The organism is Proteus sp. GOKU (assembly GCF_015475555.1).
GTDB classification, from domain to species: domain Bacteria; phylum Pseudomonadota; class Gammaproteobacteria; order Enterobacterales; family Enterobacteriaceae; genus Proteus; species Proteus mirabilis_B.
In genome coordinates this window covers 260,702-286,882 of the sequence record NZ_CP034105.1, presented here as the reverse complement: position 1 = coordinate 286,882, position 26,181 = coordinate 260,702, and the positions used below count along the sequence as shown (strand labels likewise).

Annotated in this window: 24 protein-coding genes; 9 read left to right on the top strand and 15 right to left on the bottom strand. The window is 40.4% G+C overall.

The window, feature by feature from the left end; all coding sequences use genetic code 11:
- Positions 1–42: 42 nt before the first annotated feature.
- The 4 genes from glmM to rlmE all read right to left on the bottom strand — a co-directional run bounded on the left by glmM (position 43) and on the right by rlmE (position 4,925).
- Positions 43–1,380 carry a phosphoglucosamine mutase gene (gene glmM / locus EHE21_RS01445; protein WP_194951656.1) on the bottom strand — a complete coding sequence of 446 codons (1,338 nt, stop codon included), beginning with the start codon at positions 1,378–1,380 and terminating at the stop codon, positions 43–45.
- A complete protein-coding gene (gene folP / locus EHE21_RS01440; RefSeq protein ID WP_088493983.1) occupies positions 1,377–2,219 on the bottom strand; it encodes a dihydropteroate synthase in 843 nt (280 codons plus the stop codon). Before folP ends, glmM begins: the two co-directional genes overlap by 4 nt.
- 82 nt (positions 2,220–2,301) lie before the next feature.
- Positions 2,302–4,248, bottom strand: a complete 1,947-nt coding sequence (ftsH, locus tag EHE21_RS01435; RefSeq protein WP_075673624.1) for an ATP-dependent zinc metalloprotease FtsH — start codon at positions 4,246–4,248, stop codon at positions 2,302–2,304.
- A gap of 47 nt (positions 4,249–4,295) precedes the next feature.
- Positions 4,296–4,925, bottom strand: coding sequence for a 23S rRNA (uridine(2552)-2'-O)-methyltransferase RlmE (rlmE, locus tag EHE21_RS01430; protein ID WP_023583577.1), 630 nt, complete (start codon positions 4,923–4,925; stop codon positions 4,296–4,298).
- A 145-nt stretch (positions 4,926–5,070) separates the two neighbouring features.
- Between rlmE and yhbY the strand changes: the two genes are divergently transcribed.
- Complete coding sequence (gene yhbY / locus EHE21_RS01425; protein ID WP_036914752.1) at positions 5,071–5,364, top strand: ribosome assembly RNA-binding protein YhbY; 294 nt, start codon at positions 5,071–5,073, stop codon at positions 5,362–5,364.
- Positions 5,365–5,485: 121 nt separating this feature from the next.
- Here the strand turns inward: yhbY and greA are convergent, their stop codons facing one another.
- Positions 5,486–5,962, bottom strand: a complete 477-nt coding sequence (greA, locus tag EHE21_RS01420) for a transcription elongation factor GreA (RefSeq protein ID WP_088493984.1) — start codon at positions 5,960–5,962, stop codon at positions 5,486–5,488.
- Between the two features lie 409 nt (positions 5,963–6,371).
- Here greA and dacB point away from each other — a divergent pair, with 409 nt between their 5' ends.
- A complete protein-coding gene (gene dacB / locus EHE21_RS01415; protein ID WP_194951655.1) occupies positions 6,372–7,814 on the top strand; it encodes a serine-type D-Ala-D-Ala carboxypeptidase in 1,443 nt (480 codons plus the stop codon).
- Between the two features lie 85 nt (positions 7,815–7,899).
- On the opposite strand, the gene cgtA is transcribed toward dacB, so the two are convergent.
- The 3 genes from cgtA to rplU form a co-directional block, all read right to left on the bottom strand.
- Complete coding sequence (gene cgtA / locus EHE21_RS01410; protein WP_075672814.1) at positions 7,900–9,072, bottom strand: Obg family GTPase CgtA; 1,173 nt, start codon at positions 9,070–9,072, stop codon at positions 7,900–7,902.
- A 130-nt stretch (positions 9,073–9,202) separates the two neighbouring features.
- Entirely contained in the window at positions 9,203–9,460 is a 258-nt protein-coding gene (gene rpmA, locus EHE21_RS01405; RefSeq protein ID WP_006535706.1) for a 50S ribosomal protein L27, read from the bottom strand.
- Between the two features lie 19 nt (positions 9,461–9,479).
- Positions 9,480–9,788 (bottom strand): 50S ribosomal protein L21, encoded by a 309-nt coding sequence (gene rplU / locus EHE21_RS01400; protein WP_006535707.1) that lies wholly within the window; start codon positions 9,786–9,788, stop codon positions 9,480–9,482.
- A gap of 263 nt (positions 9,789–10,051) precedes the next feature.
- Between rplU and ispB the strand changes: the two genes are divergently transcribed.
- Positions 10,052–11,023 carry an octaprenyl diphosphate synthase gene (gene ispB / locus EHE21_RS01395; protein WP_088493986.1) on the top strand — a complete coding sequence of 324 codons (972 nt, stop codon included), beginning with the start codon at positions 10,052–10,054 and terminating at the stop codon, positions 11,021–11,023.
- A 49-nt stretch (positions 11,024–11,072) separates the two neighbouring features.
- Here the strand turns inward: ispB and EHE21_RS01390 are convergent, their stop codons facing one another.
- Both EHE21_RS01390 and EHE21_RS01385 read right to left on the bottom strand, forming a co-directional pair.
- On the bottom strand, positions 11,073–11,489 hold the full coding sequence (locus tag EHE21_RS01390; protein WP_088493987.1) for a DNA-binding protein: 417 nt from the start codon (positions 11,487–11,489) through the stop codon (positions 11,073–11,075).
- Between the two features lie 82 nt (positions 11,490–11,571).
- Entirely contained in the window at positions 11,572–11,922 is a 351-nt protein-coding gene (locus EHE21_RS01385; RefSeq protein WP_194951654.1) for a DNA-binding protein, read from the bottom strand.
- Between the two features lie 186 nt (positions 11,923–12,108).
- On the opposite strand from EHE21_RS01385, the gene EHE21_RS01380 reads away from it, so the two are divergent.
- Positions 12,109–12,375 carry a helix-turn-helix domain-containing protein gene (locus EHE21_RS01380; protein WP_075672811.1) on the top strand — a complete coding sequence of 89 codons (267 nt, stop codon included), beginning with the start codon at positions 12,109–12,111 and terminating at the stop codon, positions 12,373–12,375.
- A 102-nt stretch (positions 12,376–12,477) separates the two neighbouring features.
- On the opposite strand, the gene mdh is transcribed toward EHE21_RS01380, so the two are convergent.
- A complete protein-coding gene (gene mdh, locus EHE21_RS01375; protein WP_088493988.1) occupies positions 12,478–13,416 on the bottom strand; it encodes a malate dehydrogenase in 939 nt (312 codons plus the stop codon).
- Positions 13,417–13,863: 447 nt separating this feature from the next.
- Between mdh and argR the strand changes: the two genes are divergently transcribed.
- The gene (argR, locus tag EHE21_RS01370; RefSeq protein WP_006535714.1) at positions 13,864–14,334 is read left to right on the top strand and encodes a transcriptional regulator ArgR; all 471 of its coding nucleotides are present in this window, start codon (positions 13,864–13,866) and stop codon (positions 14,332–14,334) included.
- A gap of 58 nt (positions 14,335–14,392) precedes the next feature.
- Here argR and mpl read toward each other — a convergent pair whose 3' ends face one another.
- The gene (gene mpl, locus EHE21_RS01365; protein ID WP_088493989.1) at positions 14,393–15,772 is read right to left on the bottom strand and encodes a UDP-N-acetylmuramate:L-alanyl-gamma-D-glutamyl-meso-diaminopimelate ligase; all 1,380 of its coding nucleotides are present in this window, start codon (positions 15,770–15,772) and stop codon (positions 14,393–14,395) included.
- A gap of 164 nt (positions 15,773–15,936) precedes the next feature.
- On the opposite strand from mpl, the gene fbp reads away from it, so the two are divergent.
- Together fbp and ppa are read left to right on the top strand one after the other, a co-directional pair.
- Positions 15,937–16,944 carry a class 1 fructose-bisphosphatase gene (fbp, locus tag EHE21_RS01360; RefSeq protein ID WP_023583589.1) on the top strand — a complete coding sequence of 336 codons (1,008 nt, stop codon included), beginning with the start codon at positions 15,937–15,939 and terminating at the stop codon, positions 16,942–16,944.
- Positions 16,945–17,143: 199 nt separating this feature from the next.
- Positions 17,144–17,671: an inorganic diphosphatase gene (gene ppa, locus EHE21_RS01355; protein WP_088493990.1), complete on the top strand. Its 528-nt coding sequence runs from the start codon at positions 17,144–17,146 to the stop codon at positions 17,669–17,671.
- Between the two features lie 227 nt (positions 17,672–17,898).
- Here the strand turns inward: ppa and EHE21_RS01350 are convergent, their stop codons facing one another.
- The 3 genes from EHE21_RS01350 to tamA are packed head-to-tail and all read right to left on the bottom strand — an operon-like array spanning position 17,899 to position 23,818.
- Positions 17,899–18,246, bottom strand: a complete 348-nt coding sequence (locus EHE21_RS01350; protein WP_023583593.1) for a gamma-glutamylcyclotransferase family protein — start codon at positions 18,244–18,246, stop codon at positions 17,899–17,901.
- Positions 18,247–18,251: 5 nt separating this feature from the next.
- Positions 18,252–22,079, bottom strand: coding sequence for an autotransporter assembly complex protein TamB (gene tamB / locus EHE21_RS01345; protein ID WP_324187749.1), 3,828 nt, complete (start codon positions 22,077–22,079; stop codon positions 18,252–18,254).
- Positions 22,076–23,818 (bottom strand): autotransporter assembly complex protein TamA, encoded by a 1,743-nt coding sequence (gene tamA / locus EHE21_RS01340; protein ID WP_194951653.1) that lies wholly within the window; start codon positions 23,816–23,818, stop codon positions 22,076–22,078. Before tamA ends, tamB begins: the two co-directional genes overlap by 4 nt.
- Before the next feature lie 138 nt (positions 23,819–23,956).
- On the opposite strand from tamA, the gene msrA reads away from it, so the two are divergent.
- The gene (gene msrA / locus EHE21_RS01335) at positions 23,957–24,583 is read left to right on the top strand and encodes a peptide-methionine (S)-S-oxide reductase MsrA (protein WP_193775136.1); all 627 of its coding nucleotides are present in this window, start codon (positions 23,957–23,959) and stop codon (positions 24,581–24,583) included.
- Positions 24,584–24,733: 150 nt separating this feature from the next.
- Positions 24,734–26,113: a hemolysin family protein gene (locus tag EHE21_RS01330; protein ID WP_194951652.1), complete on the top strand. Its 1,380-nt coding sequence runs from the start codon at positions 24,734–24,736 to the stop codon at positions 26,111–26,113.
- Positions 26,114–26,181 lie beyond the last annotated feature (68 nt).

Below are 26,181 nucleotides of genomic sequence, written 5' to 3'. Positions count from 1 at the left end.
TTATTTTTCTACAAAGTGATTGATTGAAGAAAAAAGCATCAATTAACCAACGTGCTTCACAGCGTCGGCAATACGATTTGCCATCGCAGTGACTTGCTCTTCATTTTCACCTTCAACCATGACACGAATTAAGGGTTCTGTTCCTGATTTACGCAGTAATACACGACCTTTACCTGCCAGTTCTTCTTCAACCGCTTTAGCGACTTTCTGAACTTCAGGTGTTTGTAGCGGATCGTGGCTACCTGTAAAACGAACATTCACTAAAATTTGTGGTAATAGTTTCATGCCACTGCATAAATCATGCAGACTCATGTGGTTACGTACCATTGCACTTAAAACTTGTAAGCCCGCAACAATACCGTCACCTGTAGTCGTTTTATCTAATAAAATAATGTGACCTGAGTTTTCAGCACCTAAGCGCCAGCCTTTCTCTTGTAATTTTTCAAGTACATAGCGGTCACCCACTTTTGCTCTTACAAAAGGAATACCCAGTTGTTTCAGTGCTATCTCTAATCCCATATTACTCATTAGAGTACCCACTGCACCGCCGCGTAATTGACCTTGGCGTAACGCTTCTCTCGCAATAATGTAGAGAATTTGGTCGCCATCAACCTTTAGACCTTGATGGTCAACCATGATGATACGGTCACCGTCACCATCAAAAGCTAGACCAACATCAGCGCCTTCTTCTAATACGCGTTTTTGCAACATACGAACATCTGTTGCGCCACACTCTTCGTTGATATTGATACCAGTAGGATCACAACCAATAGTGATCACTTCGGCACCTAATTCACGAAATACATTTGGTGCAATATGATATGTTGCGCCATGAGCACAATCGACAACGACTTTTAGACCGTTAAGATTGTTTTCATTTGGGAAAGTCCCTTTACAGAATTCAATGTAACGACCCGCAGCATCCACGATACGATTTGCACGACCAAGCTCTGCTGATTCAACACAGGTAATTGGTTTTTCCATTTCAGCTTCAATCGATTCTTCTACTTCGTCTGGCAATTTTGTGCCATCAATAGAGAAGAATTTGATCCCGTTATCGTAATAAGGGTTATGAGAAGCTGAAATCACAATCCCGGCTTCAGCGCGGAATGTACGCGTTAAATAAGCAACAGCAGGTGTTGGCATTGGTCCTGTAAATGAAGCAGATAAACCAGCCGCAGCTAAACCAGCCTCTAATGCAGATTCCAGCATATAGCCTGAAATACGTGTATCTTTACCAATAATGATTTTACGAGAGCCATGACGTGCTAATACTTTGCCCGCAGCCCAACCTAGTTTTAATACAAAATCAGGTGTAATTGGACTATCACCTACTTTTCCACGGATACCATCTGTTCCAAAGTATTTACGTTCGCTCATTCATTATTTTCCTTTGCAGAAAGAGTCGCTTGTACGACTTTCATCGCATCAACAGTCTCTTTAACATCGTGTACACGAATAATTTGTGCGCCTTGCATCGCTGCAATGACAGCGCATGCCACGCTACCAGCAACACGCTCTTGTGGTGGTACATTCAATAGTTGTCCAACCATTGATTTGCGTGACATTCCGGCAAGTATGGGTAGACCAAAGTGATGAAGTTCACTTAAGTGTGCTAATAATTGGTAATTATGCGCTAAATTTTTACCAAAGCCGAATCCTGGATCAAGAATAATTTGATTTTTTTCGATCCCGGCATCAACACAACGTTGAATATTTTCTTGTAAAAAACGATCAACATCCATCAACACATTCTCATAATGTGGTGATTGTTGCATAGTTTTAGGGTCGCCTTGCATATGCATAATACACACAGGCAAACCTGTTTTAGCCGCCGCTTCAAGTGCTCCCGGCTCTTGTAAAGAGCGAATATCATTGATAATTGAAGCACCTGCATTTGCAGATTCAGTAATGACTTGAGCTTTGGATGTATCAACAGAGATCCAAACATCAAAACGCTGACGAATAGCCTCAACAACAGGAACAACACGCTGCAACTCTTCATCAATAGAGACATCACTTGCGCCGGGTCTGGTAGACTCACCACCAATATCGATGATAGAAGCCCCTTCAGCGATTAATTTTGCTGCGTGGTTAACCGCATCGTTAAGTGAATTATGAGTGCCACCATCTGAGAAAGAGTCTGGAGTGACATTCAAAATCCCCATAACTTGGGGTGTTGATAAATTAAGTTCTGTTCCTCTAGCCATTAATTTCATTTCATTGATACCTTCATAAAAAAACCCCAGAAGCCTGGGGTTTATATTTATAGCTTACTCAATATGCATAACCCGATAAGGATTAGTGAGTATTTTTATCAGAAGGTGTATCACTTTCTGACTCAGGCTTATCTTTTGGCTCACTCGCTACATGCGTTTGTGCTGGCTGGGCAGTAGTCGTTGTACCACTATTGCCATTATTGCCTTCCCAACCCGCAGGTGGACGAACATCACGACGATTCATTAAATCATCAATTTGAGGCGCATCGATAGTTTCATAAGTCATCAGTGCATCTTTCATTGAGTGCAGAATATCAAGGTTGTCCATTAAGATCTGACGAGCACGAACATAGTTACGATCAACGATAGCTTTAATTTCTTCGTCAATTGTACGAGCTGTTTCATCAGACATATGCTGCGCTTTAGCAACAGAACGGCCTAAGAACACTTCACCTTCTTCTTCTGCATACAGTAATGGCCCTAATTTTTCAGAGAAGCCCCACTGTGTCACCATGTTACGTGCAATATTAGTTGCAACTTTGATGTCATTAGAAGCACCTGTAGAAACATGCTCTACACCATAGATAATTTCTTCAGCTAAACGACCACCGTAAAGTGTTGAAATCTGGCTCTCTAATTTCTGACGGCTTGCACTGATTTGGTCGCCTTCAGGTAAGAAGAAAGTCACACCTAATGCACGTCCACGAGGAATAATCGTTACTTTATGCACAGGATCATGTTCTGGTACTAAACGGCCAATAATTGCGTGACCAGCTTCATGATAAGCGGTTGATGCTTTTTGTTCTTCAGTCATCACCATTGAACGGCGCTCTGCACCCATCATTATCTTATCTTTCGCTTTCTCAAATTCGACCATTGAGACAACACGTTTATTACCACGTGCAGCAAATAAAGCCGCTTCGTTAACTAAGTTAGCTAAGTCAGCACCAGAGAAGCCTGGTGTACCACGCGCTAAAATCGCTGGATCAACATCTGGTGATAAAGGTACACGACGCATATGGACTTTAAGAATTTGCTCACGTCCACGTACATCAGGTAAACCAACAACCACTTGACGGTCAAAACGACCTGGGCGAAGTAATGCTGGGTCTAATACGTCTGGGCGGTTAGTCGCCGCGATAACGATAATACCTTCATTACCTTCGAAACCATCCATCTCAACTAGCATTTGGTTCAGTGTTTGTTCACGTTCATCATGACCACCACCTAAACCTGCACCACGTTGACGACCGACCGCATCGATTTCATCGATAAAGATGATACAAGGTGCTGCTTTTTTAGCTTGTTCAAACATATCACGAACACGAGAAGCACCCACACCCACAAACATTTCAACGAAATCAGAACCTGAAATGGTAAAGAATGGGACCTTAGCTTCACCCGCGATGGCTTTTGCTAATAATGTTTTACCTGTACCTGGAGGCCCTACCATCAGAATACCTTTAGGGATTTTACCTCCTAATTTCTGGAAACGGCCCGGATCACGTAAATACTCAACTAATTCGCTTACTTCTTCTTTCGCTTCATCACAACCTGCTACATCAGCGAAGGTTGTTTTGATTTGGTCTTCTGTCAACATGCGTGCCTTGCTTTTGCCGAAAGACATCGCACCTTTACCGCCACCACCTTGCATTTGGCGCATAAAGAAAATCCAAAGACCAATCAGTAATAGCATTGGGAACCAAGACACAAAAATTTGAGTCAGAAGACTTTGGCCTTCAAGTGGTTCGCCCGTTACTTTTACATTACGGTTCATTAAAGTGGTCAGCAGGTTGTCATCACGCATAGGCATATACGTGCTGTACTTTGAGTTATCTGTTTTAGTTACATTAATATCATAACCACTTATGCTGACCTCGCGTAATTGGTTATTAGTTAACTCATTGATAAAGGTAGAGTAATCCACCTTACGACTATTCGAATCGCTGGGTCCGAAGCTCTGGAATAATGACATCAAAACGACTGCAATAACTAGCCAGAGGATCAGGTTTTTCGCCATGTCACTCAAGGGATTAACCTCATATTACAACTGTGTTAACAAATAGCTTTAGGGTACTAAAGTTTACGCCCTGTGGCTACAATATATACCTCACGAGAACGAGACCGCGAAGCGTCTGGTTTACGAACTTTCACTTTCGTAAACAGGGAGCGTATTTGCCCCAGGTATTCATCAAAGCCTTCTCCCTGAAACACTTTGACAATAAAACTTCCCCCGGGAGCCAGTACATCACGACACATATCAAGCGCTAACTCTACTAAATACATGGATCGAGGGATATCGACCGCGGGTGTACCGCTCATGTTTGGAGCCATGTCAGACATGACAACCTGGACTTTGTTTTCACCTACTCTATCAAGCAATGCCTTCAACACAAGTTCATCACGAAAATCGCCTTGAAGGAAATCGACTCCGACTATAGGATCCATAGGTAAAAGGTCACATGCGATGATTCGACCTTTACTTCCTAACTGCTGTACAACGTATTGAGACCACCCACCAGGGGCTGCTCCTAAATCGACAACGGTCATACCTGGTTTAAAGATATTGTCACTTTGCTGAATTTCTTCCAGTTTAAACCAAGCACGAGAGCGAAACCCTTTTTTCTGTGCTTGCTGAACATATTTATCACTAAAATGTTCTTGTAACCAGCGGCTAGAGCTTGCCGAACGTTTTTTATTGGCCATTGCGTTTTCCAACTATCATACACTTAGCTATCAAAATTTTTACTCTTTCACTCATTTAACCCCGTATTAACGACATTTTATGGTGATAAGTGAGAGATGGCGTTAGAATAGATCGTTTTCAATCCCAACAAAGCAAAAATTAATGATGACTCTTAACAAAAAACAAATTCAACACCTGAAAGGGCTCGCTCATCACCTGAATCCAGTCGTTATGATTGGTAACAACGGGTTGACTGAAGGCGTTCTTGCAGAAATTGAACTCGCTCTGGCGCACCATGAGCTTATCAAAGTCAAAATCGCAGGCGAAGATCGAGATGTTAAAAACTTGATCGTGGCAGCGATTGTACGCGAAAGCGGTGCACAGAATGTACAAGTTATCGGAAAAATTCTTGTTCTTTATCGTCCTTCAGAAGCACGTAAGATTATTTTACCGAAATAAAACTTGTATCTTTATATAAAAATGCCATAACTAACTCTATGGCAAAAAAGGCCTTTTAAGGCCTTTTTTATATTACCACAGGATAGCAGTCTAGTTTTCTATAGAAACGTAAAATTATAAATTAAATATATTCTACGTTTAAAACTTCGTACTCGACTTGTCCGCCCGGTGTTGTGATAACAACGACATCATCTAACTCTTTACCAATCAATCCACGCGCAATCGGTGAGTTAACCGAAATTAAGTTTTCTTTAATGTTCGCTTCATCATCACCAACAATACGGTAAGTTTGCTCTTCTTCAGTTTCAACATTTAACAATGTCACTGTTGAACCAAAAATAATACGGCCATTGTTATTCATCTTTGTAATATCAATGACTTGAGCATTTGATAACTTTGCTTCAATTTCTTGTATACGACCTTCACAGAAACCTTGTTGCTCTCTTGCAGCATGATATTCCGCGTTTTCTTTTAAGTCTCCGTGTTCACGAGCTTCAGCGATAGCGGCAATAATCTCGGGACGACGAACACCTTTTAAATATTCCAGCTCTTCGCGTAATTTTTCTGCACCTAGAACTGTCATAGGGATCTGATTCATGTGTTAATACCTCAATACTATTCCTAATAAAAAATAGGTATCATCCTGATTTTTTATACTAACAACACAGAGAAAAGGATCTATTTACTCTTCTCAAGACAAAAAAAGACACAGGCAGCCTTAAATTGGGCCTGTCTCTACGGATATTCGGTGAATGAGGGGACACTATTATATTCCCAACTCATGCTGTTGGGACGAAAACTAACCCTTCCAGACTTAAAACTAAATCTAACACAACAGACGCATTGCTTCACGCCTTATCTCTCTTTATAAAGAGATAAACAGACTTTTTCCGATAATGAGCTAATCCTGCTTGTTACCGTTTACTTTTGCCCTCATTGCCCTTTAGTATTAGCCTTTGGCAATCAATACTGTAACGTTACACGCTATAGTCACGGATAGAGAAATTATGCGCTTACTATCAACATTTCGACGGATACTCTACACATTAAGTATCATCAGTTTTTCAACTCAAGCGATACCTGTTGAAAACTACACATCCCTTCTTCCCGAAGGAACTCAAGTAGGTTTAATAACTCAACCCGTTGGCGCTGCTTCTCCTAATCTTAATTATCATGCCGATCAATTAGCACTTCCAGCAAGTACTCAAAAAGTGGTGACTGCACTCGCGGCATTACTTCAATTAGGTGGAAACTATCAATTCACCACAACAATGGAAACAGAAGGTAAGATAAAAGACAATCAGCTTATGGGTGATTTGATCTTTCGTTTTACAGGCGATCCTACATTAACCCGCCAACAATTAAGAGCAATGGTTGCCGTATTAAAACAATCAGGTGTTACAAAAGTGCACGGCGATTTGCTTATTGATACTTCTGCTTTTTCAAGCCATGACAAAGCACCCGGTTGGGTTTGGAATGATCTAACTCAATGCTTTAGCGCCCCTCCTAGTGCCGCAATTGTTGATAAGAACTGTTTTTCTGTTTTACTGCAAAGTGGCAGCAAAGAAGGTGATATTGCCACAATACGTAAAGCTTCTTTCTATCCTGTAACCGTTTTAAGTGAAGTTGAAACTTATGAGAAAGGATCAACTCGTACCCGTTTTTGTGAATTAGATGTCACTGTTCGTGACTTAAATACCTATGTAATAACAGGTTGTATTCCTAAACGTGACGATGCAGTCCCTTTAATGTTTTCTATTCAAGATGGTGCTCATTGGGCGGGTACAATTTTAAAAGAAGAGTTACAGCGCGCCAATATTGAACTTGATGGATATATCAAACGTCGATCTCAACTAAAAGCGCCGGTTACTGTACTAGCACAGACACAATCAAAACCATTACATAACTTACTGACTACCATGCTAAAAGAGTCTGACAATATGATTGCAGACACCGTATTTAGAACCATTGGTCGTGAGTATTATGGCGTTGCAGGGACTTGGCGCTCTGGCGCAGAAGCAACCCGCGCTATTTTAAAACAAAAAGCCGGAATTGATTTAGGAAATACCGTTATGGTTGATGGCTCAGGCCTTTCTCGCCATAACCTCATTTCACCAGCAACAATGATGCAAGTCCTTCAATACATTGGACAACATGAGAGTGAATTAAACTTTATTACCATGCTTCCCCTTGCAGGACATGACGGTACATTGCAGTATCGAGGTGGTTTTCATGAAGCAGGTGTCGATGGCAAAGTTTCTGCTAAAACGGGTTCATTAAAAGGGGTTTACAATCTTGCGGGCTTTATGACCACGGCAAATGGACAAAAAGTAGCATTTGTACAATACGTTTCGGCGTATTCACCTCCTACACAGAATCGTAATGCTGGACGCGCTTATTTAGTGCGTTTTGAAACAAACCTGTATAAAGATATGTACAACAACCGTTAGATTTACTCCTAATAATATAAGCAATAGATATGAAAAACGCCTGATTAATCAGGCGTTTTTTTATTTTAATCATAGAGAATGATGATTAACGTTGGTAGATAAACTCAATACCTTCGTCGTCTTCTTCATCCCAATCATCGTCGTCATCTTCTTCGAAATCAGGGTTTTCAAGCTGTTCTTTGTGGTAATCATCCCACATAAAGTCAACTTTTCCTGGCTCTGCTTTTGTCGCAACAATGTCTTGCTCACGCGGAGTAACATTCAGGAATTCCATGATATTCCAGCAAAGTTTTTTCACACCTTCTTGGTTGATGGCCGCTATCATGTAATAGTTTTCATCCCAACCCAGCGCTTCAACAATGGCTTTTGCCTTCTCTTTTGCTTCTTCAGCATCGAGAAGATCAACTTTATTGAACACTAACCAACGTGGTTTTTGTGCTAATTTTTCGCTGTATTTCTCTAGTTCAGAGATAATAATTTTTGCATTTTCCACAGGATCCGATCCATCAATAGGATCAATATCGATCAAGTGTAATAACACACGACAGCGTTCTAAGTGTTTTAAGAATTGGATCCCAAGACCTGCACCATCAGCAGCGCCTTCGATTAATCCGGGAATATCTGCAACCACAAAGCTTTGGTGATTATCCATGCGTACCACACCTAAGCTTGGTACTAACGTTGTAAATGGATAATCAGCAACTTTAGGTTTTGCTGCTGATACTGCACGAATAAATGTGGATTTACCCGCATTTGGCATACCAAGCATACCCACATCAGCTAATAACATTAGCTCTAATAGGACTTCGCGAGATTCACCCGGCGTTCCCATTGTACGTTGACGTGGAGCACGGTTAACCGATGATTTAAAGCGAGTATTACCTAAACCGTGGAAGCCGCCTTTAGCAACCATTTGCTTTTGGCCGTGAGCAGTTAAGTCAGCAATGACTTCATTTGTTGCTAAATCACGGACACGCGTCCCGACAGGAACACTGATAGTAATATCTTGACCACGCTTACCGGTGCAATCACGGCTGTGACCATTTTCACCACGTTCTGCGCGATAAGATTTTGTAAAACGGTAATCAATTAAGGTGTTTAGGTTTTCGTCTGCAATCATGTAGACATCACCACCATCACCACCATCACCACCGTCTGGTCCCCCGTTAGGGATATATTTTTCGCGACGAAAGCTTACACAGCCGTTACCACCATCGCCCGCGACGATTAGGATCTTGGCCTCATCAACAAATTTCATGATTTTACTCCGTATAGTAGCCATTAACGTGCTGGATGGCCGAAATTACCCAGAGATGGCCTTTTTTAAATATAAAAAGCCCCGCAACATATTTGCAGGGCTTTTGACTCGGTGCTTAAAGGACCAGTAATTATTCAGCTTCGATGCTGATAAATTTACGGTTGTTTGGACCTTTAACTTCGAACTTAATTTTTCCGTCAGCTAATGCAAACAGGGTGTGGTCACGACCACAACCAACGTTAGTACCTGCATGGAACTTAGTACCACGTTGACGAACGATGATGCTACCTGCTAATACAGCTTCACCACCGAAACGTTTAACACCCAGACGTTTTGCTTCGGAATCACGACCGTTACGAGTCGAGCCGCCAGCCTTTTTATGTGCCATTGAACTACTCTCCTAAACCTTAAGCGATACCAGTGATTTTAACATCAGTAAACCACTGACGGTGGCCCTGTTGTTTACGGCTGTGTTTACGACGACGGAACTTAACAATCTTAACTTTATCGCCGCGACCGTGAGCAACCACTTCCGCTTTAACTTTAACGCCCGCAAGGATTGGAGCGCCAATTTGAATGTCATCGCCATTAGCGACCATCATTACAGTATCAAACTCGATTGTTTCGCCAGTAGCTACTTCCAGCTTCTCTAAACGAATAGTTTGACCTTCGCTGACTCGGTGTTGTTTACCACCACTTTGGAAAACCGCGTACATATAAACTCCGCTTTCCGCACACTCCCAATATGTATAATTTGAGTGCACAATTAAAATATTCACATAGGGCGCGAATTCTACGCAAATTTAGTGCCGATGACAAGTACAGATCGCAAACTAGCGTTAAAAAAAAGAGTTTTTTACACGATATTTATTTCAGCCATTTTTAAAGTACAATCTAAATTATAAGAGAGTAAAATCTATGGCATGATCATTTTTTATTAATAATAACGCGCTCATTGGCGAGCCAAAGTCGAAAAAACATGAATTTAGAATCTATTATAAAACTAACATCCGCTGATATGACTGCGGTAAATGAGGCAATCCTTTACCAGCTTAATTCAGATGTTTCTTTGATAAACCAACTTGGTTACTACATCATTAGTGGTGGTGGTAAAAGGATCCGACCAATGATCGCAGTGCTCACTGGACGAGCATTGGACTATCAAGGTGACAAACATATCTCGGTCGCAGCGCTTATCGAATTTATTCATACTGCAACGTTGTTACATGATGATGTTGTTGATGAATCTGATATGCGCAGAGGAAAACAAACGGCAAATGCTGTCTTTGGAAATGCTGCCAGTGTACTTGTTGGCGACTTTATTTATACACGATCCTTTCAGATGATGACGGATCTTGATTCGATGCGTGTATTAAAATTAATGTCTAGCGCCACCAATGTGATCGCTGAAGGTGAAGTTTTACAATTAATGAATTGTAACGATCCTGACATTTCTGAAGATGACTATATGCAAGTTATCTACAGCAAAACAGCTCGTCTGTTTGAAGCGGCTTCTCATGCGTCAGCCATTCTTTCTGGTGCGACGCCTGAGCAAGAAAAAGCATTCCAAGATTATGGTCGTTATCTTGGGACTGCTTTCCAGCTCATTGACGATTTGCTTGATTATGATGCAGATAACAACCAGTTGGGTAAAAACACTGGTGATGATCTTGATGAAGGTAAACCAACGTTGCCATTACTTCATGCTATGCATAATGGCAATGAAGAAGAATCCCAATTAATTCGCCAAGCCATTGAACAAGGTAATGGTCGCCATTTATTGGATACTGTTTTAAATACTATGAAACAGTGTGGCTCTTTGGAATATACCCGCCAAAAAGCAGAAGAAGAAGCAGACAAAGCGATTGAAGCTTTATCAATTATACCTGACTCACCGTATAAAGATGCGCTTATTGGGCTTGCTCACGTCGCTGTACAACGTCAATCATAACTTTGATGTATAAATCCTCTTAGTTATGTAAAGAAGCCCGCCAGAGCGACTACGTCGATTCTGGTGGGCTTTTTAATTTATTGAGCACTTCTTCGTTTTCTCGTTCAATAGCATCTTGATTATCCGCATCAATATAGCTAATGAGCTTTGCCAGCCCTTCGCGAAGCACGAATTTCACAATCTTTTCTCGTTCTGATTTGGTCAGTTGATAATAAGCTTCAACCCAAATTAAAAAGGCATCCTGACGTTTTGATAAATACTCAGCCGGAGGTTCATGTGCAGCGAGCACACCAATCACCTCATCAGGTAGACTTTTTATGGAATACTCGACAGCTTTTCCCTGCACGCCACGTTTACGACGGTTTTCCCATCCTTCACGACGCGCCATCAAGTTAACTCCCTGCGGTGAGTTAGGTAACCCCGCAAGCCCCACTAATTCTTTCGCTGTATACCATTCTTTTTTCATGATCTCATCTCACATTCAACTAAGAGGTTAGTCAGATAGATATCTGTTGCGGATAACGCAATAATAGATTCTTTAAAATCGCTTAATCATTGACGATTTTTTCTAAAAAACTTCTAATACCATCCCGCAATATCAGCTCTGTTAATGTTTTTTGTTCACCATCATTTAGTTGTTGGAATGCTTTCACCCAGATAACGAGTGGCTCCTCTTTTTTATTTAATTTGTAATGTGCTAATGGCTCATAAAGTTCTAGAGCAATTAAAGTTTTTTCTGGTAAACAAGAATAATGATATTCAACACCATTACCTTGCTTATTTTTTACATTCTGTTTTTGCCAAGACTCGCGTCTCGCTTTTGAATTTACACCTTGTGGTGATTTAGGTAATCCACCTATACCCGTCAATTCCTTTGCCGTATACCACTCTTTTTTCATTACGTTTCTCTAAAATTGTTATCAACTTCAAAAAAGAAATTATTAAGAAAAAAATCAGAAATCTTTTTAGAAAAATAATGTTATTTTATTTTCTAAATAATCAGTTTAAATGCTTTAGGACATTTCTAATAAACTGTTATTTATACCACTAACACAGCAATCAATTTTATAGAAAAAGGATTAAAAATGATTTCAAGGAAATCTGATTGGCATCCTGCCGATATTATTGCCGCACTTAGAAAACGAGGAACAACACTTGCTGCCATCTCTCGCCAAGCAGGGTTAAGCTCTTCAACACTCGCTAATGCGCTGTCTCGCCCTTGGCCTAAAGGAGAGAAAATCATTGCTGATTATCTTGGTGTAGCTCCTAGTGAAATTTGGCCTAGCCGTTATTTTCATCCTGAAACAGGAGAATTACTTGAACGAAAGATTCGTACCAAAACTAATAATTAACTAATAATTACAGACATTATAATTAATAAAAAAAACCGCTGATATAGTATCAGCGGTTTTTATTTAAATTTGCATTATTTTTATAGCAAAAAAAGTATTTCTTTATTTATTAATAAATTCTTCACCAAGAATTATATCTTTTTTCAATACATCTAACATGCCATTAAGAGATTGCTTTTCAAAATCACTTAATTTACCGATAGATAAATATTCCTCTACACCGTTTTTACCTAAAAGAATAGGTTGTGCAAAGAAACGGGCATATTCTCCGTCGCCTTCAGTATAAGTGCATTCAATAACATTTTTCTCGCCATTTAGAGCGCGAATTAATGAAAGACCAAAACGAGCGGCTGCTTGACCCATAGATAATGTCGCTGATCCACCACCTGCTTTTGCTTCAACAACCTCAGTACCTGCGTTTTGAATACGTTTAGTCAATGCTGCAACTTCGTCATCAGTAAATGAAACGCCATCAACTTGAGATAATAGAGGAAGAATAGTCACACCAGAATGTCCACCAATCACCGGAACATTGGTTTTTTGTGGATCTTTACCTTTTAGTTCTGCAACAAAGGTATTCGCGCGAATAATATCGAGAGTGGTGATACCGAAAAGACGTTTTTTATCGTAAACGCCTGCTTTCTTAAGCACTTCTGCTGCAATAGCAACAGTTGTATTCACTGGGTTAGTAATGATACCGATAAGTGCTTTCGGGCAATTTTGTGCAACCTTTTCAATTAAGTTACGCACGATACCTGCGTTAACATTGAAAAGATCTGAACGATCCATGCCTGGTTTACGAGCAACACCCGCAGAAATCAGAACAACATCAGCGCCTTTTAGCGCAGGAGAAGGATCTTCACCCGCAAAACCTTTTACAGTAACTTGAGTCGGGATATGGCTTAAGTCAGCGGCGACACCCGGTGTGACGGGAGCGATATCATATAAAGAGAGTTCACTACCAGCTGGAAGCTGATTTTTAAGAAGAAGTGCCAGTGCCTGACCAATACCACCTGCTGCACCGAGAACTGCTACTTTCATTCTGATACTCCTTAGTTTACGAGATAGTGGAACGCCTTCGAGATACTCACTATTACGCAATTCACCTTTTAAAAAACAATTATTTAACAGCAATATTGCATAATAAGGCATTTTCAGTGAAAAATAATACTTTGGTTATTCTAAACAAATTGCTTATCTGTTAATGAGATAGTGGACACCCTTTTGATAAATAATTTCAATAAATATGGCAAAGTGTTAAGTACACCATCATCCTTATGATAATCATTTAAGCTTATCATTTATTTAACAAATATTTTACTTTCTTTAAATTATCACATTTGCACGCTGTAAATAAATTTTTTTTGCAGTACATTCTACTTTACAATTTTGAGGAGGCTATCACTCGCCTTTCTTCGTCTTATGTTGCATAAAAATTCACTTCTCTGCATAATACACGGGTTATTGATAACTCACTAAAGGTGAACTATGCGCGTTCCTTCTAAGCAAGAAGACTTGGTTAAAGCGTTTAAAGCCCTGCTGAAAGAAGAAAAATTCAGTTCACAAGGCGAGATTGTGACTGCATTACAAGAGGCTGGATTTGATAATATTAATCAGTCCAAAATCTCTCGTATGCTAACAAAATTTGGTGCGGTAAGAACCCGTAACGCCAAAATGGAAATGGTCTATTGCCTTCCTACTGAGCTTGGCGTACCAACAGCAAGCAGCCCATTAAAAAATCTGGTACTCGATATCGATCATAACCATTCTGTTGTGGTGATAAGAACAAGTCCGGGTGCGGCACAACTTATTGCACGTTTATTAGACTCATTAGGCAAAGCAGAAGGTATCCTTGGTAGTATTGCGGGTGATGACACTATTTTTTCAACACCGGCTCCGGGATTTTCTACAGAAGAATTACGAGACGCTATTCTGAATCTTTTTGATCAAGAATTATAATTAGCCTTTCTACAGCTTCAAAAAATAAGCCACTGAGTTTTCAGTGGCTTATTTATTTTTAATATTGGCTATCAGGATCTTTAGGTTGCGCTAATTTTGCGAGTAGTTTTTCATGAATACCACCAAAACCGCCATTACTCATAATCAAAATATGATCGCCCGCTTGAGCTTCTTTCGCAATCATATCGACTAATGTATCGAGATCTGTACTCCAACGAGCAGGTTGTACACAATGCTCTGCAATATCACTCACTAACCATTGAATATTAGGTGGCTGGAATAAAAAGACTTCATCAGCACGACCCAATGCAGGCGCGATATCATCCTTACTAATTCCCATTTTCATGGTATTTGAACGAGGCTCTAGCACAGCAATAATACGAGCCGTTCCACCGACTTTACTGCGTAACGCTTCAAGCGTTGCTAAAATCGCTGTGGGATGATGTGCAAAGTCATCATAAACACTGACTTGATTAACCTCACCACGTAACTCTAAGCGACGACGCGCATTAATAAACTTATCTAATGCTTCACAAGCATCCGCTGGTAAAACACCAACGTGGTGCGCTGCAACAATCGCCATTAGGCCATTTTGCATGTTGTGTTCACCAGAAAGTCCCCAACACACCTCTCCGACTCGCTCACCTTTGTGGAATACCTCAAAATGGCTACTGTCATTACTGAGTTTTTTGGCTTGCCAATCTCCAGTTTCACCTGTGAATTCTTGTTCACTCCAACATCCCATTCCAATGGTCTGTTTTAAATTCATATCGTTATCAGGCATGATGATTTTTCCGGTGCCTGGGACGATACGAACTAAATGATGGAATTGTTTTTGAATTGCCGCTAAATCATCAAAAATATCAGCGTGATCAAATTCAAGATTATTTAAAATCAATGTGCGTGGAGAATAATGAACAAATTTCGAGCGCTTATCAAAGAAAGCACTGTCATATTCATCTGCTTCAATCACAAAGAAAGGGCTTTCGCCTAACTGTGCGGATACTTGGAAATTACCCGGTACACCGCCAATTAAAAATCCCGGTTTATAACCACAGTCTTCTAAAACCCAAGCCAGCATACCCGCTGTTGTTGTTTTACCATGAGTTCCAGCAACAGCTAACACCCAACGTTCAGGTAAAATATAATCATGTAGCCACTGAGGGCCTGAGGTATAAGGCAAACCTTTTTCAAGTACTGCTTCAACACAAGGATTTCCTCGTGTCATCGCATTACCAATAATCACCATGTCAGGGGCAGGTTCTAATTGTTTTGGGTCATATCCCTCAATCAGTTCAATTCCCTGATTTTCTAATAAAGTACTCATGGGTGGATAGACATTAGCGTCCGAGCCTGTGACTTTATGTCCCTTTGCTCTAGCGAGAATGGCAAGACTTCCCATAAAGGTGCCACAAATACCAAGAATATGAATGTGCATGAATTTCTGTCCAATAGCATGAAGTTGGTCACTATTCTAACGATCAAAAAGCAGATAAGGAACGGATTAACCTTTGAATCATTCGATTCTTTGGCTAAACTTGCCACCACCAAGGAGATTTTCCTCCTTTTTTACTTTACCCACTCACATTCAGGACCTGCGTCATGAAAACATTAGGCGAATTTATCGTCGAGAAACAACAAGATTTTCCCCATGCAACTGGTGAACTTACTGCATTACTTTCAGCAATTAAGCTTGGGGCTAAAATTATCCACCGTGATATTAATAAAGCAGGGTTAGTCGATATTCTGGGTACTAACGGTGTTTCTAATGTTCAAGGTGAAGCCCAGATGAAACTGGATCTTTACGCGAATGAGAAACTAAAAGCTGCATTAAAAGCGCGTGGTGAAGTTGCGGGTATCGGATCAGAAGAAGAAGATGATATTGTTATCTTTGAAGGTGATCGTGCTGAAAATGCTAAGTATGTTGTACTAATGGACCCTTTAGACGGTTCGTCGAATATTGATGTAAACGTTTCCGTCGGAACAATTTTCTCTATTTACCACCGTATTACGCCAATTGGTCAATCTGTCACTTTAGATGACTTCTTACAACCGGGTCATCGTCAAGTCGCAGCAGGCTATGTCGTTTATGGTTCATCAACTATGTTAGTTTACACAACAGGTTGTGGTGTTCATGCCTTTACTTACGATCCATCTTTAGGCGTATTCTGTTTATCTCATGAAAGCGTACATTTCCCACCAACAGGAAATATGTACTCAATCAACGAAGGTAACTACATCAAATTCCCATTAGGTGTAAAAAAATACATTAAGTATTGCCAAGAACAAGACGCAGCAACAAATCGCCCTTATACCACACGTTATATTGGTTCTTTAGTTGCTGATTTCCACCGTAACTTACTGAAAGGGGGGATTTATATTTATCCAAGTACTGCAAGTCACCCTACTGGTAAATTACGTTTACTCTATGAATGCAATCCAATGGCGTTCTTAGCCGAACAAGCTGGCGGTAAAGCAAGTAACGGTAAAGAGCGTATTCTCGATATCGAACCAAAAGAACTTCACCAACGTATGCCTTTCTTCGTAGGGACTAAATCGATGGTTGAACAAGCTGAAAGCTTTATGGCGCAATATCCAGACGAAGAATAATCCATTCGTTTAGCACTAACATAGATAAACCGGACTTCTTATTCGTCCGGTTTTTTCATCTTTGAAAATAGTACTTTCTTTTATTTGCTGCTTATTTTTACGTCAGAACGCAACATGTTCGGCAAAAAACGGGTATTGTTAAAAACTTTTCGCTATACTACAGGCCACGTAAAATTAATTTTTTTATAGGAAATTTTTTATGAGCCTGAATCATGTTCCTGCTGGTAAAGAACTACCAGAAGATATCTATGTTGTTATTGAAATCCCAGCAAATGCTGATCCTATCAAATACGAAGTTGATAAAGAAAGTGGCGCACTGTTCGTTGACCGTTTTATGTCAACAGCAATGTTCTACCCATGCAACTACGGTTACATCAACAACACGTTATCTTTAGATGGTGACCCAGTAGACGTTCTGGTTCCAACTCCATATCCATTACAACCAGGTTCAGTTATTCGTTGCCGTCCTGTTGGCGTATTGAAAATGACTGACGAATCAGGTGAAGATGCGAAACTGGTTGCAGTTCCACACACTAAACTGAGCAAAGAATACGATCACATTAAAGATGTGAACGATCTGCCTGAACTGTTAAAAGCACAGATCAAACATTTCTTTGAACACTACAAAGATTTAGAAGCTGGCAAATGGGTTAAAGTTGACGGTTGGGAAGGCGTAGAATCAGCTAAAGCTGAAATTCTGTCTTCTTTCGAACGCGCTAAAAAATAATTCTGACGCTCTCAGAATAGCTAAGTAAGTTATTATTTAATAATTTACTGATAAATAAGCTCTTCATTTTATTGAAGGGCTTTTTTTATGATGGTACGGCTCTTCTCCTCAAACACATGACAAGCAAGATGCCACTTATCAAGGTTATTCTAATAGCAATAAAAACGGCCCAATATTTCTATCGAGCCATTTTTATATAACATGGAGCAAAAGTAGGATGCTACTGATTACTCTTCTTCGTGACGTTTTAGCCAGTCACCGCATTTTATTTCACGTAAACCATCAACAGGCTTTTGATAAAGGTAGATCCAAGCACTGCCATAAGGCGTTGAAATCAGTTGGCGCTTGTAATCCTGATCGTTCTTTTTCAATTCATCAAGCTCTGTCAAGATAGAAGGCGTTATCCGATAGACTTCGCACTCTATCTCCCCTTCACCTTCAATAACCGCAGGGTAAAACCCTAAATCATAGAGTTTATACCCCACTAGTTTATGCTCACCTAAAAGTTGCGCATAGGTCATCCAGTGATGGTTACCTTGGTTTTGCCGTAAACTACCATAAACAATAATTCGCATATAATTTAAAACTCAAATTGATAAAGCAGATCTATTGCCTGATTCATACCAGACACTGCTTGTAAATACAACCTGGGCATCAAGCGATAACGTAAGGTTAACGTCGCTAGCGAATCAAATATACCCACTCCATACTTCACTTGTAGATCGTTTGTGATCTTACCGCTGACCACAACTTGTGAGTTATCCCCCACACCTTGTGTATCAAGCGCTAAATCAGAAACACCAAAGGTTTCACCAATGCGCCCTACAAGCTGACCACTTTGACCAACGCCTAATCCTATCAGCATTGCCGTCATTTGTGATGAATCCGCATCACCACTTTTATCTAACCCTTCACCTCTTAGCAAGTAGGATAACGCTTCTTGCTGTGTAAAAGCGGGTTCAGAGAAAATTTCAACTTTCGGTTTATCTGCAAGCCCTGTCACCCTAACACCAGCAATCACATTATTTGCCGTATTTTCAGGATTACGAATAGCTTCAATATTTAAGTAAGGTTGATCAACTGGCCCTGAGAACAATATTTGCCCTTTACGAACTTGCAGGTCTTGCCCATAAGCTTTGAATTCGCCTTTTGGAATATCTATCTGACCGTTTAAACCCAGTCCTTGTTTATTCTGATTGACTTTAAGCGCTCCCGTCAATCTAGCTTTAAGCCCAAATGCGTCCAGTGTCACATCATCGCCAATATTAATAGCTAAATTACTTTGAATTGGAATCGATGTCTCTTTTGGTGCAATTGGCTGTAAGTTTTTATCCAGCATCACTTCATCAGAAGAAGCGGATACCGCTGACTCTGGTAAGTCTTGAACAACGATGCGTGCCCAAGGAATATCAATGCGCCCATCTAGTTTCAGTAAATGAGGACGAGCCTCAAACACTAAATCAGGATTAACATCAATACGTACCATCGGAGGCAATGCAACACGTAACTTATTGCCATTTGCGGCTATTACTGCGTGCCATGCGTCTAATTTACGCCAATCAGCGTTACCAGTAAGATTTAAGTAACCTTCTGGGGTTTCGATTCGACCGCTTAAATCAGACGTCGCACCATTGAATTGAACATCAACATTCCCTTTCGTAATATCAAACGGGATCCAATGCCCAACCACTTTTAATTGATTAATACCAAATTGACCAAATAGCAGTGGCGATTGAGCATTTCCGCCTAAACGTAATTGCGCACCAACACGACCTTCAGCTATTTCACCTTTACCTAAGAATGGTTTGATTAAATCTAATGTCAGATTATCAATATCCACCGTACCTGATAGCTGGCGTTTCTTCTCAAGATCAGCAACATGCACATTACCTTTAATATCACCATTTCCCGCAATACTAATCAGCCATTGTAATGTTGCTTTACCATTGTTAACGCCTGCATTTAAGGTAATAGCATCAAAATCAATCGGTAAAATAGTGCCTTCAATATTCTGTTTTACTGCGACACCTTGCCCTTTTAGAGTTACCGATGCTTTCGGTAATCCGCCTTTTGAACTCCACGTTGCTGTGGCATCGCCAGTAAATACACCTTTAACAGAAGTCTCTGGTGGTAGGAAAGGTTTGATCATCGCTAGATCAAAACGCGTCAATGTAATTGCCGCAGATCCGCTTTCACCCACAGTTATCGCTTTAGGAACACAAACTTGTGCATTTGGGTTTACCCAACAGTGAGAGCCAATGGTGACTTCTTGCTTCTCTGCCAACAAATTCAACGCCATAGCTTTATTTAAACGCCATTCTCCCACTGGGGTATCAAATGCCGTATTATTTAGCGTTCCTTTCCATTGCTGTTTCTCTTTATCGAATGAGCCAGCTAATGTCAGTCCACCAGAAACAGGTTCACCATCCATTTTTAGCATCAGTTTATGCTGTTTTTCTGTACCAGCAGCATCCAACGTTAAATTGCGAATAACTAAATCGGCTTGTTTTAACTGACGAGCAGTAATCGCAAGTTTGCCACCAATTTCTTTATCCGCTTGAACATCACCTTTAATAGTGATGGATTCAACACTGACTTGATCTTGCCATTTAATACCACGAGCGTTGATATCAGCAATAATCTTAGGTGTATTAATATCGCCACGAATATTAACTTTACCTTTAATAACACCCGCTAATCCAGGTACTAAACCATTTAATCCCGGAGCATTAATATTGGCATCTAATGCCCATTTATCACCTAAATGCCCTTCAATATCGAGGTTATTTTTACCTAGGATCAGTTTTAACTGAGGAATATTCCATTGCCCTGAATCATTACCGTAAGCATTACCTCTCGCCTTGATAAGATTATTTTTGATATTGCCATCTAAGGTGATTTCAGGAACACGTAATTGCCAACTTCCGCCATATAGACTACCTGTTGTTGCAATGCGCCCATCTAATTTTGCTGGCATATCAGGGTACTGTTTTGCCGTATTAATTCCTGAAATCGTGAGCAATGCATTCCAGCTAATTGCTTTACTCCAATCAGCGACACCTGTGATATCAGCATGACCTTGCAAAGCAGCTAAACGTAAACGCGTCAGCTCTATTTTCTCTTCATTCCCTTTTGCATCCAGCATTAATTTGGCTGGAGGGATCTCTTGACCTTCAATATCAGAGCGTAATGAGAGATCATAGTTATCTGTCTGACCATTTAAGCGTAATCGAGTACCGTTAAGTTGATACTGCACATCGCCCGTTAATGGCCAACGAACTTTCTGGCTTTCAAGCGTCAGTTTTAATGGAAGGTGTGGTTTTGCCAGTTCAGCTTGAGCATCTAAAGTTGCTGTCACTGTTCCTGTTAAAGAGAGCGCTAGTTTAAGCTCTTCAAGTAATGCACCTTGTAAAGAAAGCGTCGCTTTTTGATCTTTAAAATCTTCAAGCCCTGCAACATCACGAATAGTCGCATTCACATCTAAATTAACAGGCCACTGTTTATCTAGGGTAATTCCCCCATTTAAACTCACCTCACCTTCTGGGGCATCAATATTTAATTTAGTGAGATTAACCTGCTTACCTTGCGTCTTTGCTTCAAACGATAATTGATTAATCGTAATAGGCGTATCACCACTAATCTGTAATTGCTTACCTTCAATTCCTTCGATATTGATATCAACAGGAATAATAATTTCAGGTAATTCGGCTAATAATGGCTTCGCAAAAATCGCTTTAATTGTCTCAGCTAAAGCCTGCTCTTTTTCTTCTTGTGTTGTAGGCTCAGTTTGAGGTTTTGCAGTTGCGATTTCTTTTACATCTTGAGCTGTTGCTTCAACACTCCCTTCTTTCGGTGTCTTTGGTAATGCCACCAGCAAATCATTAATGAGTGTTGGATTTAATGTAACTTGACGGCCTTCCCACTGCGCACCCGTTTTAAATTCGCCTAGCGAGATTGCCATATCGTCAATCTTCACATGCGTATTTTCTAATGAGAGTGAATTCAAATAGATAGGTAATGGCGCATTAAGCTCTGTTAGAGGCTCTGATGGAGGTGTTTCTTCGGAAGGAGGGAAAGCGCTAGTATCAACATTTACAACAACATCTCGTGTGCCTAATGTATCGACACAAACTTGTTTATCCATCAGGCACGCTAAACGTAATCCTAGAGATAACTCACCCACGTTCACATCAACCCCAGGCATTTGATATTCAACACCCGTTAAACGCAGATCTTGCCAGCCACCATTAACATCTTTGATAACTAAACCAGGAACCCAACGAGCTGCGCTATTAATAGCGAAATGCAAACCCGATTGCGTTCCCAAAATCCAAGCAACAGCACCGAATGTAAGCAAAATAATGATAAGGAGTGTTAGCGCAATCCATTTCAACCACTTTTTTATCATAACTCTGCTCCTAACCCGATATAAAACTGGAGTCTACGCTTATCCACGTCACTCACAGGTAATGCTAAATCAAATTTAATTGGACCAACTGGTGATGCCCAACGAACACCTGCACCCGCACCTGTTTTAAAATCACTGCGAGTAAAATCATTAACTGCTTCACCACTATCAATAAAGACAGCACTCCACCAGTTACCCGTGATGTTATATTGATATTCTAACGATCCTACGAGCATTCTTGATGCACCCGTTAAATTACCTTTTCCGTCTTCAGGTGAGATACTTTGATATTTAAAACCACGAACACTTCTATCACCACCTGCAAAGAAACGTAATTCAGGCGGTACTTGCTCAAACGCATTGGTTTCAATCCAACCAAAGTTGCCTCTTACCACAAAGCGATGCCCGTCCCACGGTGTACGTATCCAAACGTGTTGCGCTTGGAATGCAGCAAATTCAACATCAGAGCCCCATATTTTATTGGAGTAGTCTAATGTATAACGTTGGCTATCCCCCCAAGAAGGCATCATACCACCTCGTTGACGTACTCGACTTGCTGTAACGCCCGGATAAAGCAACATAGTGGTATTTGTAACTTCACCTTGGGTAAAGTGGCTGAGGCTCCAACGTGTATTCACACTGTATTGCCAGCCTGTCGACATATCCCAGTTACGGGACACGTTTAGCGTTGTGGTATCAGAGCGGGTGTCATTTAAATCGGTACGTTTAAAACCACCCTGAACACCATAGTATTGTTCTAATGGATTGACCTTAAGTGGAATTTTATAATTGGCACCAATAGACTGTTCAGGCTGAGAAACACTGATATTAGAGGTTAAACTATGACCTCGTGAGTTCATCCAAGGCTTATCCCACTGCATATTAAGGCGAGGACCAACATCGGTAGCATAACCACCACCAAGCTCAACATAGTTACGAGAGCGCGGTGTTACAACTGCACTCATCGGTAACAGGTAAGAGTTATCAGCGCGTGCTTTAGCAATATCAGGTGTCACAACCGCAGAGTTAAACCAGCCCGTTGCCGCTAAACGGCGATTAAATTCAGCCAGATCTTCTGAGGCGTAATATTCTCCCTCTTTAAAAGGGACAATATTTTGTAGATAGTCTTCACGGATTTGGGAGCCCGTATAATTCACTTTTCCAAAACGATAGCGTTCTCCACTATCGAAAACAAAATCCCAATATGAGGCATGATTATCTAAAGAGACGCCTAACTGGCTTTTTTGCATTTCCGCATCAAAATAGCCACGGCGAATGGCAAGCCCAGTTAACGAACCTTTGAGTTTCTCATAATCTGCATGGTTTAAAACACTATCAAGAGGAGGTGTATTTTCTTTAATGACTTTTGCATATTGGCTATCTGTTTTAGCGCCACCTTCAAGAACCACATCAACGCCTTTCAGTAAAATCGGAATACCCGGTTCAACTTTAGCGGTTAATACGGAGCGCGCAGGTGGTGTATTTTCTTCATAAGAAAATGTCACTTTGGGCTGATAGTAACCTAAAGGGCGAAGTCCTTCTTGAATTGCCTTTTCAACACGCGCACGAAAACGCCCGTCAGGTGCAACTTCTTCTGTTGTAATGTTTGATAGCTGGACTCGCGCATTTTTTTCGAGCTGCCCTTCTAAACCTTCTACTTTTAAACGCAAATTTGCCCCATAGGCAACAGGCGCGATAAAAGACAGACAGAGAACGTAGATAACGGAGTATCTCGGCACGTTTTCTCCTCAATATTATTTAATCCATGTGATGAATTGACGACAAACTGTTTTAAGCTTTATTGTAGATTTAGTTTATAACAATATTAAGCCTTTACCATAGTAAAGCGTTTACAAATATAAAAACTGGAGTCTACCTTGCAACATAAAGCTTACCAACCAGAGAATGCCTTAAGGGGTACTTCGACACCATTAGAAATATCTGCTAATCATGCTGTAAATGGGCATTCTATTAACGATATTCCAGCCAATATGAACATTGCTTATTTTGCAATGGGCTGTTTTTGGGGTGTTGAACGTCTATTTTGGCAACAACAGGGCGTTTACTCAACAAGTGCGGGTTATAGCGGTGGTGTAACAGAAAATCCAACTTACCAACAAGTTTGCCAAGGTTTAACAGGTCATAGTGAAGTGGTGAGAGTTGTTTTTGATCCCTCAGTAATTAGCTATTCACAACTTTTGGCTCTTTTTTGGGAAAATCACAATCCATCACAAGGTATGCGCCAAGGTAATGATATTGGCAGCCAATATCGTTCTGCCATTTACACTGTTAATGAAGAGCAATATGCTCAAGCTATTGAGTCAAAAAAACGTTATCAACAAGCAATGAATACTCAAGGCACTACTGATGCTATCACCACTGAAATTCAGCCTGTGGGCCCTTTCTATTTTGCTGAAGATTACCACCAGCAATATTTACATAAAAACCCACAAGGTTATTGTGGATTAGGTGGAATAGGCATCTGCTATCCCCCTGAAAAGTAAAACTAGCAGAAAATAGCAGGGCGATGATATAATTACGCCCTCTTATCTATCTTTGTGAATAAATTCATCACAATATATTGATTTATCTTCTATTTTTAACACTCTAGTATTACCCTTTGGATTAAATACTTGGGGTGGTGTGAGCCTTATATGCTTAATAGTTTACTCATTGTGCTTTTGCTTTGTGCTATCAGCGCCTTTTTTTCGCTGTCTGAAATCTCTCTTGCTGCTTCTCGTCGAATTAAACTCAAACAACTTGTTGATGAGGGCAATATGAACGCTGCGCGTGTATTAAAAATGCAAGAAATGCCGGGCATGTTTTTTACCGTTGTGCAAATTGGATTAAATGCCGTCGCTATCTTAGCGGGTATTGTCGGTGAATCTGCATTCTCTCCTTCTCTTAAAAACTTTTACCTCCAATTTTTTGAAGAGCCATTAGCGCAACAGCTTGGATCTATTTGTTCCTTTATTATTGTCACATCGATGTTTATTTTATTGGCTGACTTAACGCCAAAACGCATTGGTATGATAAAACCAGAAGCTATCGCATTAAGAATTGTGAACCCAATGCGTTTCTGCCTTGCCTTTTTCCGCCCTCTGGTTTGGTTATTTAATGGTATGGCAGATCTCATCTTCAAATTATTCAAAATCCCAATGGTAAGAAATGAAGATATTACTTCTGATGATATTTTTGCCATTGTAGAAGCGGGTGCCGTTGCTGGGGTTTTGCGTAAACAAGAGCATGAGCTTATCGAGAATGTTTTTGAATTAGAATCACGTACCGTACCGTCGGCAATGACGCCTCGAGAAGATGTGGTCTATTTTGATCGTGAAGAAACTGAAAGCGATATCAAAGAAAAAATTGCCACTCAACCTCACTCTAAGTTCCTCGTTTGTGAAGGTGATATCGACCATATTATTGGTTATGTAGATTCTAAAGAGCTGCTTAATCGTGTTATTAACGGGCAAAGCTTAAATCTCAATGATGGTGTTCATATCCGTAAGGCTCTGATTATCCCTGATACATTAACGCTTTCAGATATGTTGGAAAGTTTTAAAACATCCGGTGAAGACTTTGCCATTATCCTCAATGAATACGCGATGGTGATGGGTGTTATTACACTAAATGACGTGATGACAACCTTAATGGGCGATTTAATTGGACCGGGGCAAGAAGAGCAAATTGTGAGTCGTGATGAGCACTCATGGTTAGTTGAAGGCGGTACGCCAATTGATGATGTAATGCGTGTACTTGATATCGACGATTTCCCTGATTCGAGTAACTACGAAACCATCGCAGGCTTTATGATGTATCGCTTACGTAAAATTCCAAAGCGCACTGATTATGTGAAGTTTTCAGGATACAAATTTGAAGTTGTTGATATTGATAATTACAAAATAGATCAATTACTTGTAACAAAAGTTGATGATATTCCACCTGTTAAGCCGATTTTACAAGAACATGTTCCTGTTATACAGACAACAACAGAAGTCGATATCAAGACAGATGAGAATAAAACGGTAAGTTAACAAGTAACAAGTTGAAATTAATAACTGAGTCTTATCGATGATACTCACGAGAAAGACTCAGTTATCTA